The organism is Labilibaculum manganireducens, from assembly GCF_963665805.2.
Classification (GTDB): domain Bacteria; phylum Bacteroidota; class Bacteroidia; order Bacteroidales; family Marinifilaceae; genus Labilibaculum; species Labilibaculum manganireducens.
In genome coordinates this window covers 1,148,911-1,164,085 of the sequence record NZ_CAXXEE010000003.1, presented here as the reverse complement: position 1 = coordinate 1,164,085, position 15,175 = coordinate 1,148,911, and the positions used below count along the sequence as shown (strand labels likewise).

6 protein-coding genes are annotated in these 15,175 nt (G+C 37.2%); all 6 read right to left on the bottom strand.

Annotated features, from left to right (window positions below; translation table 11 throughout):
* Window positions 1-4 precede the first annotated feature (4 nt).
* Window positions 5-3,010 carry a SusC/RagA family TonB-linked outer membrane protein gene (locus tag ACHZAX_RS04515; protein WP_320018182.1) on the bottom strand — a complete coding sequence of 1,002 codons (3,006 nt, stop codon included), beginning with the start codon at window positions 3,008-3,010 and terminating at the stop codon, window positions 5-7.
* Window positions 3,011-3,233: 223 nt separating this feature from the next.
* Complete coding sequence (locus ACHZAX_RS04510) at window positions 3,234-5,597, bottom strand: beta-L-arabinofuranosidase domain-containing protein (protein ID WP_320018181.1); 2,364 nt, start codon at window positions 5,595-5,597, stop codon at window positions 3,234-3,236.
* A 41-nt stretch (window positions 5,598-5,638) separates the two neighbouring features.
* Window positions 5,639-8,044, bottom strand: coding sequence for a glycoside hydrolase family 127 protein (locus tag ACHZAX_RS04505; protein ID WP_320018180.1), 2,406 nt, complete (start codon window positions 8,042-8,044; stop codon window positions 5,639-5,641).
* A gap of 38 nt (window positions 8,045-8,082) precedes the next feature.
* Window positions 8,083-10,494, bottom strand: a complete 2,412-nt coding sequence (locus tag ACHZAX_RS04500) for a glycoside hydrolase family 127 protein (protein ID WP_320018179.1) — start codon at window positions 10,492-10,494, stop codon at window positions 8,083-8,085.
* A 256-nt stretch (window positions 10,495-10,750) separates the two neighbouring features.
* Window positions 10,751-12,889 (bottom strand): family 43 glycosylhydrolase, encoded by a 2,139-nt coding sequence (locus ACHZAX_RS04495; RefSeq protein ID WP_320018178.1) that lies wholly within the window; start codon window positions 12,887-12,889, stop codon window positions 10,751-10,753.
* A gap of 190 nt (window positions 12,890-13,079) precedes the next feature.
* Window positions 13,080-14,981, bottom strand: coding sequence for a DUF4859 domain-containing protein (locus tag ACHZAX_RS04490; protein WP_320018177.1), 1,902 nt, complete (start codon window positions 14,979-14,981; stop codon window positions 13,080-13,082).
* Window positions 14,982-15,175 lie beyond the last annotated feature (194 nt).

Here is a 15,175-nt window from a genome sequence, read left to right as displayed (position 1 = left end):
AAGTTTAAAAGGTTACGTTAACACCAAATGTAAATGTTCTTGTAGTAGGATACTTGTCTCGTTCATCATTACCCGGAGCTAAACCTGTTTGTTTCACCTCAGGATCAATCCCTTTGTAACCAGTAAAAGTGTGTAGATTCAATCCTGATACGTAAACCCTTAGATTTTTGAAAACATCTTTATTTTTAAGATTTACAGTATATCCCAAGGTAATATTATCAATTTTCCAATAATCACCATCCTCAACATAATAACTTACATAACGCTGATCATCATTCAATACAGCTTTTCCATAAACTTTATCATAAGAAGAATTTAAGGTGTTGTATGCAATCTTTGGATTTTCATAAAACATCCGAGAAAAATTTAAAATTTGATAAGAAAATGCTCCTCTCATGTTTATGTTCAAATCAAAGTTTTTGTATCGAAAGCTATTGTTCCAGCTGGCATAGTATTTTGGAATTCCATTCCCCAATACCTGACGATCATCTGTTGATGATTCTGCTGCAGAAATTCTTTCACCATTAGGTTTTTCTATTATCCAAATGCCATCGTCTGAGATATCAACACTCTTTAATCCATAGAAATTTCCTATTTCGCCCCCTATTTTCACAATATGAGTTGTTGTTTGAATCGGCTCGCCGGTATAACCATCTTCCGGATAGAAAAAATCATTTGTGGTTTTAAACTTGTCATTTGATAAAGAAACCAATTCATTTTTGTTGGTTGAAAAGGTCATATTAGCTTTCCACTCAAAGTTTGGTGTTTTAATAGGAGTCACATTAATCAAAGCTTCAAAACCCTGATTTTTAATTTCTCCCACATTTGTCATGATGCTGCCATACAGGTATGGTGGTGTTGGAACATCGTAATTCCATAAAGCATCTTTGGTTTTTCTGTTATAAAAATCAAAAGCTCCGCTAACTCTACCATTTAATAATCCAAAATCAAGTCCTATATTAATTTCCTCTTTTTTCTCCCAACGCAAATCAGGATTATCATTTCGGGCAGGAACTAACTTTCGAACCCATTCTTTATTGGAATAAAAATAATCGCTATAATTTAAACTACTTAAAGAATTGTAAGAATCTGCCACATTAGTACCGGTAACACCAAAACCAGCACGTAATTTTAAGTTATCAATCCAGTTAATTTCTTTAACAAAATCTTCTTCAGACATTCTCCATCCTAAAGAAACTCCAGGGAAATTTCCCCATTTATGATCCTTACCAAACCGGGAAGAACCTTCTCTACGAAGACTTGCCATGAATAAATACTTATTGGCAAAAGAATAACTTACTCTGGAAAAGAAAGCAATCAATTTATCAGAGTATTTATAACTATCCATACCGGCTTCTCCTTTGGTCAAACCACTTCCAATTTCTAGATTATTGTACGTATATCCATCAGTAGGAAAGTATTTGTTGTTGGCCCAGAATCCTTCCGTCATGTTGTCTTCATAATTATAACCAGCAAGAACAGATAAATTATGATCCCCGGCTATCACTTTCTTATAATTTACAGTTAGCTCTGTATAGTTACCCAAATAATTTTCGGTACCACGGGAAGCAAAACCTTCTGACCCATACTTAGTGGTTGATACATGATTTTTAGTTTCATAATATCCGCGAATGTTTGAATTGCTTTTTCTGGTGTACATTCCCTTTACATTAAGCCCTTCAAATAATTTATAAGTTAAACTGGCCTTAAATCTCACATTACGGTACTTGTTTTCACCATCAGATTCTTTCAGGTACGCAACAGGATTATCGTAAAAATACACATCGCGCTCATACCAACGACCATCTTCATTTTTAATTGGTTCAGTCGGATTTCGGATTAATGCCTGTCGGTAAACGTATTTATTAAAACTATACCCCTCATCAGAACCTCCTGCCCAAAAATTCTGTTCGCTGATTATAGTCCCGATATCTGCAGTTAATTTACCATCAAACATGCTGTGACTAACATCAATACGACCGGTATATTTTTCATTATCTGTTTTAATAAAAACACCTTGATTATTTTTATAATTAAGTGAGGCTGTTAAACTTGTATTTTTAGTGCCACCTCTAAAAACAACATTATGAACATGGCTGACAGCTTTTCTTGTAATTTCATCCAGCCAATCTGTATTGGCTCCATAATCTTCCAAATTAGCTCCTGTAAACGAATAACCTTCATTCCACTTTGCTCTTAAGTCTTCAGCATTCATAAAATCGAGCTTTCGGCTGATAGATGCAATTGAGACATAACCATCGTAGGAAATGGTAGGTTCCATACCTTTAGTGCTTCTTTTTGTTGTAATAATGATAACTCCATTTGTTCCACGGGTACCATATATTGCCGAAGCCGATCCATCTTTTAATACATCGATAGATTCAATATCTTCCGGAGCAACAGATTCAAGGCTTCCCGGAACACCGTCAACCAATACCAAAGGAGCAGAACTTCCTAACAATGAGGAATTTCCACGCAACATGATTGCCGCACCTTCTGTTGGATCTCCTGAAGGTGTTGCAATGGTTAAACCCGCAACTTTTCCTTGAATCAATTGAGCAGCATCTTTTACAGCTCCCTTAATAAAATCATCAGACTTAACGGATGCAATAGCACTGGTAACATCTCCTTTTTTAACACTACCATAACCAATTGCAACAACTTCATCCAGTCCAAAAACATCCGGACTCATAACAATGCTTAATACCTGATCAGTATACTCAACCTTCTGATCTTTAAATCCAATAAATGAGAAATGAATTACATCTCCAGCAGATGCCTGAATCATAAATTTACCATCGATATCGGACACTGTGCCAACGGTTGTTCCATCAATAAATACAGAAACACCCGGTAATGGAACTCCAGAATCATCGACGACAGAACCTTGAGCAAGTTTTTGGGAGAAAACCTGCCCAGATAAGCACATAAAAATCACTAAAACAAGTAAAAACCTTAAACAGCTGTTTTTATTACCAAGCTGTTGAGGGGGGATGACAATTTTTTTCATAAATGTTATTTTTGGGTTAAAAAATATGACTCAAATCTGTCTATTCTTTAGGCTTTGGACTATCACTATTGTTTAAAAAAGTAACAAGCATGTGTTATAAGTCATTTTATTGAAAAAAAATATCCTCTCACAGACAAAAAAAAAACTGCAAATCTCTCTTTTGAGATTTGCAGTTTTCAGAACTATCCACCATTAAAAACTAACTAAAATATTCTTTCCTTATTTATTGCTTAACAGTTCTTACACCAAATACCGGTCCTGCTCTATGCCCTTCGTGAGGTTTAAATGTAACCAACACTTTATCTTTGGTCATGCAAATATCATCGGGCAATTGGTATAAGATATCAACGAATTCACCCGGCTTTTTATCTGCGATATTTTCTGTAGCAAGTAATTTTCCGTCAATCAAGATATCAAATGTTTTAGCACCGGTACTTCCGCCCCAATATTCAACAGCCAAAGCCAATCGATTTCCTTTCATCAATCCCATTTCGAAGGACATTACACCACCTCTGTTAACAACACGGGATCTTTTATTTTTTATCACATCAACGGATGATTTTTCGCTTGTAAAATTATGATCCCGTTCGGGCTGCATTTCTCCTGGTTGGAAAAAGTCAACTGTCATTTCTTCCAATTTCTTTTTCTGTGCTTGTTTAGCTTGGTATTCCTTTTGGTATTTCGCCCATGATTCCTGGTTGAAAATATCAAAATATACAGAATACCTTACATCATGCACTTTATAGAATGGCTTCAAAACAAAATCATGCAAATATCCAACCGAGTCGGTTTTGAATGTATTTACTTCTCCTTCAACAGAACTCAACCAATTCGAAGGATCTCTATCTTCTGTCATAATTACAGGCACATACATTGCATCAGTTGCTTTTGGATCGTCTTCCGGGCCTAATTCACCAGCCATTACCATTGGACCATACATAACTGCAACACGGTTGCTGTCATCAGGCATGGTTTCCAAACGAAGTGTAAAAGGCATCTTATATTCCAATACATCTCCATTTTTCCAGATTCTTTCAATGGAAATAAAACTTTGCGGCTTTTGATCCACAGATATCTTTTCCTTATTGATATAAATCTCCACACCATTTTCAGCCCATTTTGGGTAGCGTAACTTAAGCACAAATTTGCTTGGTTTTTCGCAGTTAAACTCCAATTTTGTTCCTTGTTCTTCTGGGTAAACAGTTGTCTGTTTTACAATCACACCTTTGCTTTTCCAGTTTAATTCAGAACCAATAAATTGAGTCACATATAATTCATTATTGTTGTGAAAATAAATGTTTGCTCCATATTTTGAATGATTCTCCATTCCTGTGCCCACACAACATGTAAACCAATACGGATCCTGATATACCTTATGACCTCCCATTTCCAATGACAAATTATAGATCACCCGACCATCAACAGGGTGCTGAGAGGATAAAATGTGATTGAATAATGCTCTTTCATAGAAATCGGCAACTTCAGGAGCGGCATCCCACTCAAAAAGATGACGGGACAGCTTCAACATATTGTACACATTACATGTTTCAGTGGTATTTTGACTAAGGCGGTTGCGCAAATGATCCGACTCCCCAAAATACTCATGATTGCAATTACCTCCTGTAACATAGGAGTGATGATTTACAACACGATCCCAGAAAAACTCAGCCGATTCTCTATCAGACAAATCCCCGGTAAGCTCATAACGGCGAGCACATCCAACTAATTTTGGAATTTGTGTATTCGCGTGTATTCCCGGCAAAATATCAACATGATGAGCCAAAGAATCAAGCACCTTTTTGTGATGAAATACTTTAGACAGCTGCAGATATTTCTCATTCTTCGTTAATCCGTAGAGATCAACCAAGGACTCATTAATTCCTCCATGCTCACAATCCAGCATGTTCTGAATTTGTTCATCATTTAAGTCTTTTACAATGATTGTTAACCAATCTGCAAATTTTATATTGATTTGTAAAGCCTTCTTATTCCCGCATAAATTATAAGCGTCAGTCAAACCAGCCATCACTTTATGCTCGGTATAATAGGGTACCCATATTCCATTCAAATCAAATCCTTTCGAACGTATATCTCCTTTTGCTACTTCCTCTTCAAGAATCCGCTTTCCGTCAGGGAAAGCACCTATGTATCCTTCACCGTCAGCATTCTGGCAAGCTTCCAGTTCATCTACAATGTAGTTAACCCGGTCAAGAAAACGCTTGTCGTTTGTTGAATTATACATTAAGGCACAGGCACTTAAATAATGCCCTAAGCTATGTCCTGCTATTGTATTTGCCTCCCAGCCGTCATAATGCTCTGCTTTAGGCTGAAGACCTGCTTCGATCCGAAATTTTGCCAGCAATCTGTCTGGTTCATAATTCAACAAACTCTGCACATTTAATTCCATGGCCTTTTCGAAAGGGCCATCAAGCAATTTAACATCCTTTAAATCAAATGGCAGTACTTTAAATTCAACCACTTCAGGACCGTTCGTGCTTATCCGATTATCTTCGATACCTGAACAGGAAGATAATCCAACTCCAATACAAATTGAAAAGAATAAAGCTCTACAAAAATCGAATCTCATATTTTAATAATTATATAGTTATCAGAAAATTACAGTCTCAATTATTTTACTTTCCATTCCAAAATACCACCCGACTCGTCTTTTTGCAGTTGAGCCGTAATTCGAAGTGCTTTTGTTTTTACAGGCTTAAAATTCACTGTATTGTATTTATCAAGTTCCACTGTAAAAGCATCGCTTATTTCAACAGGAACCCATTTCCCCTTGCTGTCTTTGTATAATAATGACCATTTTTCGGGCACCTTATAATTTCCGTCGTAGTGATCCATATTAAGCCAATAAACCGATGACTGAGACAATACAACAGGTTCTTTAAATTCATAATCAACAGTTTCCTCCGATCCTTCTTTCTGCCACCAGTAGAAATATGATTTATCAGTATCCCCCGAATTTTTAGGAGTAAATCCATCATTCAAACCCGGAGCCCAATCTGTTGATGAAAATGCCTTGGCCGAATCAGCAGGTGAATATGCTGGTTTTACTATAGCCGATTCTTCCGCGGAAGGCAGCCAAACCAACATATTTGCTGTTCCCCGATTGTTCCATGCATAATATGGAATGGCTTTAAGACTTGCAGGTTCAATTGTTTTTGCATCTCCAGATTGACTTACCCTGCTTGCTTTCATTGTAAGTGTTACCACCCCACCTAAAAGGTTTTCTTCAAATTGAGAACTCACCTTTGCATCCGGCGATACAAACTCATCAAATAAATATGCATTATTGTTGTCTTTATCCTCGAAGCAATACATTATTGGACCACGTTGGTAAGCCAATTTGTTATGATCATTGATCACCTTTTCACTGGCTTTAATTTTGCGCACAGGCATTGGAAATTCAACTTCTATCTGATCTCCCGCATCCCACTTTTCTATCAAAATAGCATAACCATTCACCATTTCGGGTGATTTCTTCTTTCCATTTACTTTAATGGTATAAGTATCAGTACTATTTTCAACAAAGTGATACAAATCAGATGGTACAGGTTGATTTTGTGCCCATCCCGGAATGCGAATTTTCAGACCAATACGTTCATTTGTCTTTTTATCAACTGAAATTGTAAGCTTACCACTCCAAGGGTATTGTGTTTTTTGTGACAGACTCAGGGTATCCTTTCCTACTGCAATGTCAGCATGACCTTCAGAAAATAGATTTACATACACAGAATGTTCATCAGTAGTATAAACATAACCTGGTATCGAGGCCATAAACCGGGTGATATTGCCCGGACAACAAGCACATCCAAACCAAGGTGCACGATCGTGATTATGAACAGATTCAAGAGGATTATCGTAGAAAAATTTATCGCCGCTTAAGGATACACCCGAAATCACTCCGTTGTACAACACACGTTCAAGTACATCGTAGTATTTTGAATTTCCATCATTCAGAAACAAACGGTAGTTCCAGTAAACATTTGATATCGAAGCACAAGTCTCACAATAATCAGTCATGTTAGGCAATTCGTAATTCGGGCCAAAGCCTTCACCTTGAGCACGGGAACCAATTCCACCAGTAATGTATAATTTTTTCGAAACCACATTTTCCCAAACACATTTGGTGGCTTCCATCAATTGCTTATCGTGCATCAAGGAAGCAACATCAGTTACACCTGAGTAGAGATATCCCAAACGAACAGCATGACCAACTGCTTCATCCTGTTCCACAATTGGTTTGTGGTCCTGACTGTATTCGCTCAATTTGTGACCGTCGGTACCCTTACCTGTTTCGTCGATAAAAAATCGTGCCAGTTTAAGGTATTTTTCATCATTTGTAACCCGATATAATTTTACCAAAGCCATCTCCACAATCGGATGCCCTGATGGAACTTTCTTTTGTCCTTCGCCCGGGCCGAAAACCTGATTCACCAAATCAGCATTTTTAATCGCAATAGTAAGTAAGGAACGTTTTCCTGTTGCCTGATAATGAGCAACTGCAGCTTCGTACAAGTGACCACAGTTATAAAGTTCGTGACTGTTTAACCGATCCCAGCGCCCTTTTCCGTACCAGCCTTTTAAACGCTCACATTTGTTGGTTAAGCAAGTGTACAGGTAACCATCCTCTTCTTGTCCTGCGCCAATTAAAGTAATCAGGCTGTCCAAATAATGGTCTAATTTAGCATCGTACTCTACCGCCAGCGTATATGAAGCTCCTTCCAGCACCTTATAAACATCCGTATCATCAAATGGAAAATCACCTTGGTGTTCTCCTTTGATCAAACCACCGGCAAGAGCAAAATTATCCATTCGCCCGGTCTCTTCACACTTTTTAAATGCTGATGGAATTGACACAGTTCTGTTAATTTCAATTTTAGGAGCCCAAAACTGATCATTTAAATGAACAGAGGTAAAGGGAACCGGATTTAAATGTCCTACAGTTTCATTCTCCTTTTTAGCACAAGAAAATGCAAGAAAACCAAACAATATCAGGAAACTATAATATCTTAATTTCATTATATATCTATATTTAGTATGAAAATTCGGTATCGGAACTATTCTAATTCCCATTCGAAAATTCCTGACGCATTTTTTTCAGGCAATTTCACTTCAAGTTTTATTGCAGTGGTCTTCACTGCTTTGAATGAAACTTTGCTGGGAACATCTTTTGTTACAGTGTAGGGTTCATCATTCTCAACAGGCATCCACTCACTATCTTTATTTTTATAGTAGATTTTCCACTCTTTTGGAATACGGCAACCGCCCCAAGGAGCATCATCATACCAATAAACTGTTGAACCACTTACTGTTTTCTCACCGTCAAATTCGTATGAAATCCATTCTGTTGTTCCTTCTTTAGGCCACCAATGGTAATAAGGTACAGCTTGAGCCTTACCATTTTTAGGGATGAGTTGGTCGTTAACCGCACTAAGTGCTTTCACCAAATGCGAGGCATTAACTTTACTTTCGGAAGCAAGAGTGGGTTGCTGCATGGGACGACTGGTACTTAAATCGTTGGAAAGCCAGACTGTCATTTCACCGCTTCCACGATGAGCCCAGGCATAGTAAGGAATCATGTTCAATTGAACATCTTTTACTTCGATTTTACCTTGTTTGTTGTAATTAAGTACCTGAGCATCGGTATGAATCATATTGATGCCATAAAGCAAGTCTTGTTTGTTTTCAACAGTAAATACCGGTTTTTGTGGAATAACAGCACTCAATACACTATAATCATTATCAGGCCACTCGGCACAATAAACTACCGGACCGCACTCAATAGATACTCTGCCCTGATCTGCCTCAACCAATGGATGAGCTTTTACGGTACGCGGTTCCATATCGAAATGAACTTCAACCTTGTCGCCTTTATGCCAAGTACGACTGATGGTGAAATAACCATTTTTAAGTTGACTTGTAACAGACTGCCCGTTTACTTTAACTGAATATGATAATTTTTTGTTATCGGTGAAAGTATATAAATCACTTGGTACTACCTGACCTAACACCCATCCCGGAATACGGATTTTAAGGTTGAAGTTTTGTTTTTTCTTTGGATTTACATCCAGATTAATATCACCAACCCAAGGATAATTGGTTGTTTGTTTCAATACTACCGGTTTTCCATCTACCTTAATTTCCGAATTATTTGACATGAACAAATTTACATACAAATCACTTTTATGCACTGCATAAATATATCCGGGAACAGAAGGAATAAAGCGGCAAATATTTGACGGACAGCAGGCACAGCCAAACCATGGCCGGCGTTGATGCTGACCAATTGATTCAAGAGGATTTGGATAGAAAAATCCATCGCCTTCCAATGAAACACCACTAATCAACCCATTATAAAGAGTGCGTTCCAGTACATCGTAGTATTTTGATTCGCCATGAAGCAGAAATAATCTGTAATTGAGATAAACATTTCCGATGGCAGCACAGGTTTCGCAATACGCCGACATATTAGGCAACTGATAATTTTCACCAAAAGCCTCACCATGCCCTGTAGCACCAATACCTCCTGTGATGTATAATTTTTTGCCCACAATGTTTTCCCAAATTCTATCGATGGCGTTTACATAGGTAGTATCACCGGTAAGTGCAGCCACATCGGCCATGCCGGTATACATATAGGCAGCACGAACTGCATGCCCAACCGCTTCGTCCTGCTCCAAAACCGGTTTGTGCGACTGGCTGTATTCACTTTTTATTGTGGTGTAACCACGCTTATCGAGCAGGAACTTTGCAAAGTCCAGATATTTCTGTTCTCCCGTTGCAACATATAGTTTTGATAAAGCCATTTCTGCAATCTGATGACCTGGAACTACTGTTACCTGTCCGGGTTTATCGCCAACTTCCCTTACAGCACAATCGGCATACTTTTTCGCGATATCTAAAAAATTTGTTTTCCCAGTTGCCTGATAATGTGCCAATGCACCCTCAACCATATGTCCCAGATTGTACAACTCATGACTAAGGTCTTCCTCTTTTTCCCAACGTTTGGTTCCTGCCCATTCATGCGGATGTGCAGGATTCATTGTACGGGAAGTGTATAAGTATCCATCTGCTTCCTGCGCAGCGGCCACAATTGTCAGCACACTGTCAATATATTTGTCTAATTTTTTATCCGGAAAAGTCTGCATTGAATAGCTTGCTCCTTCAATGGTTTTATACACATCGGTATCATCAAATGAAAAGCCTTCCACTTTAATCGTATCACTTGGATGTGCTGCCTTAATAAAGTTTTCATATCGACCCGTTTCTTCACACTTACTAAAAGCCAATGGAATAGTAACTTCACGACTTGCTTTCAGTCTTTGTCCCCAAAACGAATCTGTAACTTTTACTGAAGTAAAAGGAACAGGAGAAATGGGATATCCACCTGTTTTATTTTTTTCCTGAGCATTTGCAGCAAAACACAAAATGCAAAGTGCAAGTGTTAAAACTCTTTTAATTGTTGTCATTGTTATATCCTATTTTTTAATATTACTATTTCAGAAATTAATTACTTTTCAAATGTAAAATTGTATCGAAATGCTCACATTAAGTTGTCGGTTTGTTCAAAATAATAGTACAAATGTTTTTAATTCTTCAATTACATCGATTTATCAAGGCTTTATCCACTCCATTCTCTAAATGAACTCAAATAAGAGTAAATATTTTCGCCTTTAATTTTACTGGATTTAACTTATTGCCGAAAAATAAACTGATTAATGAATATTATTTATCCGGAGATGTAATCTTCATTAATTCAATAATTTCCTGCTCGGTTAATGCTCTGTTAAAAAGCTGGGAATTTGAAATATAACCTGTATAATTCTCTGCGTATAAACCACTTGCGCCAATCAGAATATCACTGTTTTTAACAAATAGATTAATTGGTTGTTGAGTATTTAGAACACCATCAACATATACCGATTCAACCATTCCATCAAAGCTCAGTGCTATGTGATGCCATTTTGATGCTTCGGGGATTTCTTTATAGGCTAAATCAACAGATCCATCTCCATGAGCCACAGCTCCAAAATTACTTTTACCATACATTAATGCTGAATAGGAGCCTTGCAGCATATTTTCACGACTATTCCAGGTTATCAGGCATTCTCCATCTCCAATTTCAGGATTAAATACCCACGAAGATACAGTATACGTTGAGTTCCAGCTTAAACTGTTAGGAGCAGGTTCACTTAATTTAAAAAAGCTTTCTCCATCAAAAGAAATTGCTTTTACATTGTCTATATACTTTATTTCGGGAGCACCTTCTTTCATAAAATATCCCCCTAAACTTCCTGAATTTTTGAAGGAATAATCAAATGAGTCCATTACGAAATTTTCGACGTCAAAATTCATTAATAAATGATCATCCGTTAAAAGATTATCCTTAGAAGTTTTCGACAGCAAGGCCAATTCAGGAATTTCAAATAAATCAGGATAAACTTTTAAATTCCATATTGCAGGAAACAATCCTCCTTTTTCAGCTCCGGTTACCGTCAATTTAACATAGCGGGTATTTGTATTGTTATCATCAATCATTGGTGACCCACTTTGCCTGTTATTTGTTCTGTCTGAAAATAAAAACCAATTAATGCTGTCAGAAGAACATTCAATTCTATACTGATAGTAAAAAGTTGAATACTCAAACTGAGTCATTACTCTGGCAACTTTCACTTTTTTGCCCAAATCAATAACCAATGATTGAGGGTATGTACTTGATGCCGCCTTCCACATCGTTCCGTTATTATTATCTGTGGCATATTCAGGCAGATATTTATAATCAACCGGGCTATTTGTATATTTTGTTGCCGGTGATTCCAAATGATAATAAGATGTAGCTGTTGTTTTGGCTTTAAAGGCCAAATCTTTTTCAGGGATCTGGTTTTTTCTCAAATAACCAATTCCTTTATGCGTTGGAATTACCGGAAGAATAGTACTGTCATTCAGGAAATCAAGTCTATCAGCGCAAACTTGTCTGAACTCACCACCAGTACTATGTGGATTATCATGACGATGATACAGGATATAATAATCACCGCCATCTTTTAAAACCGAATGATGCCCGGGACTATCAATACTTCCGTCCTGATTTGTTTTCAGTATTGGAGAATTATCTCCGTAGTTAAAGGGACCTACCGGAGAATCAGAATAAGAGTAATGAACTGCATAGCTGCTCAACCTGCAATCACCTGACGAATACATCAGAATATACTTTTCATTGTGTTTTAATAAATAAGCGGCTTCAAATACTTCAGGAATTTGAGTGATTGGAATTGATCCGCTTTCCAATATTGTACAATGATCTTTGGGATCAATTTTAGCCCAGCCAAGTCCACCGAAACTAGAACACCAAGTCCCGAAATAGGAATAGATTGATCCATCATCATCCAAAAAATACTGGGCATCCAAAGCAGGTAACCCCTTAATCGCTGTTCCCACAGGAATAACAGCCTGTCCATTTTTCAGACTTTTCCATGGCCCGATTGGTGAATCAGAAACATAGGCATAGATATTACAACCATGTTCACAATTCCCCATAAAATAGTAATACTTTCCATCCTTCCCTTTCATCACATCAGGAGCCCAACAATTGGTTAAGCCATCCGGTAACTCAATATCCATTTCGGTGTTGTACCAATTCACAAAATCTTTACTTACCCAAACCTGTGGTTCTCCCGAAGCCAATTTAATTCCATCGGTAGTGGAATACAGATAGAAGGTTTCTCCAAATTTTTTAATGGTTGGATCGGCAAAGTAGCCTGGTAGTAATGGGTTATTCTCAATTGTCAAATCTCTATTTTCTTTTTGCGCTAAGGCGCAAAAAGAAAATAGGATTAATAATACGATACAAATAAATTTTTCCATGTAATATTATGAATTCATGTTTACCAATTTCTCCTTTAAATTCACCATCCCCTGAGTTAAATTTAAATCAAACAGAGACGATTCCTATTGCCTTTTCAACGCAGCAACTTCATTATCCCGCAATACACTGCCCCATATGTTAATTCTGGTGATTTCGGCGTAGTTTTTAGTCTACGCCGAAGATAGTGTGTTACTTTATTGTAATGTTAAATACAAACGTAACTTGTACCTTTTTACCTGCTGCATATTGGTAAACCAAGGCCTGTTTAACTTTAAACTGATTACCAGAAGAACAATGCCCGGGATATTGACCAATTGAGAAAGTAAAGTTTGTTTTATCAAACTCCGAAAAAACTTTAGCATTATCACCATAAGCACAAATATTACCATCGATATCAAACCAATGCCCTAATCCGGTAGCTGTGGTGGTTATATTCAAAGTTTCATTAGATTCTACTCCATAAAAGGTAATTTCATTTCCAATCTTATCACTAATTTCGGAACTTTGTAAAACAAGTGCCTTCACTAATTTTGTTAGATCTATACTTACAGTACTTCCTGTATATCCTGTAGAACTTGGTGAAAATTTCACATCATAAGTTAAAGTTAAATCCTCAGGCACTTCCGTTCCATCGAATACAATATTTCCATAAAGATCAGTATTAGTAAATTTCACTTTATAAGGCCACTGATCGTCATTTGTATCATCATCGTCCCAAGGATGAGCAGTATACGAATTTGGAGCTCCAGTTACAACTAACCATAATTTAACGCATCCGGAAGGTACTGTAAATACAGCGTTTCCATGCGACTCTTTATTTACAGCACTATATACTCTCGACCCATTTTCCAAGAGAGCAACATATCCATAACACCATCCAGCTCTATTCACATCAGCTACCTGATTAAACCCTGAAGCATTAACAAGTCCTGTAAATTCAGTAGATATTTCAGTGCCTTCATCTGGAACATTTAAACGAATTGTATTGTATCCTGTGGTTCCCGGACAACGATCATAACTTACCTGATAGCTCCCGTCTTCAAGTGTTATTGATTTAAAAGACTGTTGTCCCATATGGTTAGCTCCATACTCTCTTAAAGCATCAAGATCCCATGTCACACATTTTGCAGCTGCATCATATATCTCATCGTTCAATTGATCAACCGTAATATTGGTGATACGCACATATGCTTCAATTGGATCTTCCGGCTCCTGAGCTTCTCTCCAAATTTTTCCAATAATATCAATTCCATGTTTTTCTGCCCAGTAATAATGTATAAAATAGCTGGCATACCTATAGTCCTCGTGACAAACATGTCGAAAACAATTCTCACAATAAACAGGGAAGTTATTATTCTCAAATACTTGTTCCGGGTAAGCCTGGAAAGATTGCCACTGCGCTGTTTGTTCCCAAAATGCATTTCCACCATTTCCACCAAAACCATAACGAAATCCAACCTTGCCACCTAAATCACAAAATGTTTGGTACTGAAAACTATGCCCTATTTCATGAGCAATAACAGCACCAACCGGCTGAACCGTACCCGGATTAACCCATAAGGCACCAATAGTATCATCATATCCGGCTCCAAAAGCCATCCATTCTTCCTGATAAAACAGGTAAATTTGCATTTTATATTGATCCAAATTTGATTTACCAACACCTGTTTCAGCAAACTTCAGTGTATTTACATTTAGATCATAAAACACCTCCGCCTTTTCTAATAAGTCATCAATATCAACACGCAGGTTATCTGGAACCCCTGCAGCCCCCGGATCGCTTTTTCCATATCCTGCAGCCCAAAATAATATAAAATGATCTGATTGCTTACTTCTTTCGTAACACCATGTACTGGATGTAGAAGTATAATCATTATTCTTAAACTCCAAAGGAACATAAAATTTACTCTTATCGAATGCAGTTGTATCTGCTTTTGGTGTTTCTGAATCTGGCTTATCTTTCTCATCTTCATCAGAAACCAAATTACTTCCACTGCATGCCAAAAAGAATAGAGTAAAGATAATCAGTGTAAAAAGCATCCTAAGATGTAACCGATCTTTTATCAGATGTTTATTCTGTATTTGATTCATTATTTTTAAATTTTAATTCTTGTCTACAACTGACCAGGAAAAATAAAACAGGTACAAATATTTTATAAATTGCACCTGTATTCCATCATCACTTTTTTGTGGACTGATCTTCAATTAAAATATAATTGTGACCAGTTCTCTTCAGACATAAAGAGCACCTCATTTATAAAACCAAACTTTTGAGTAGAATGATT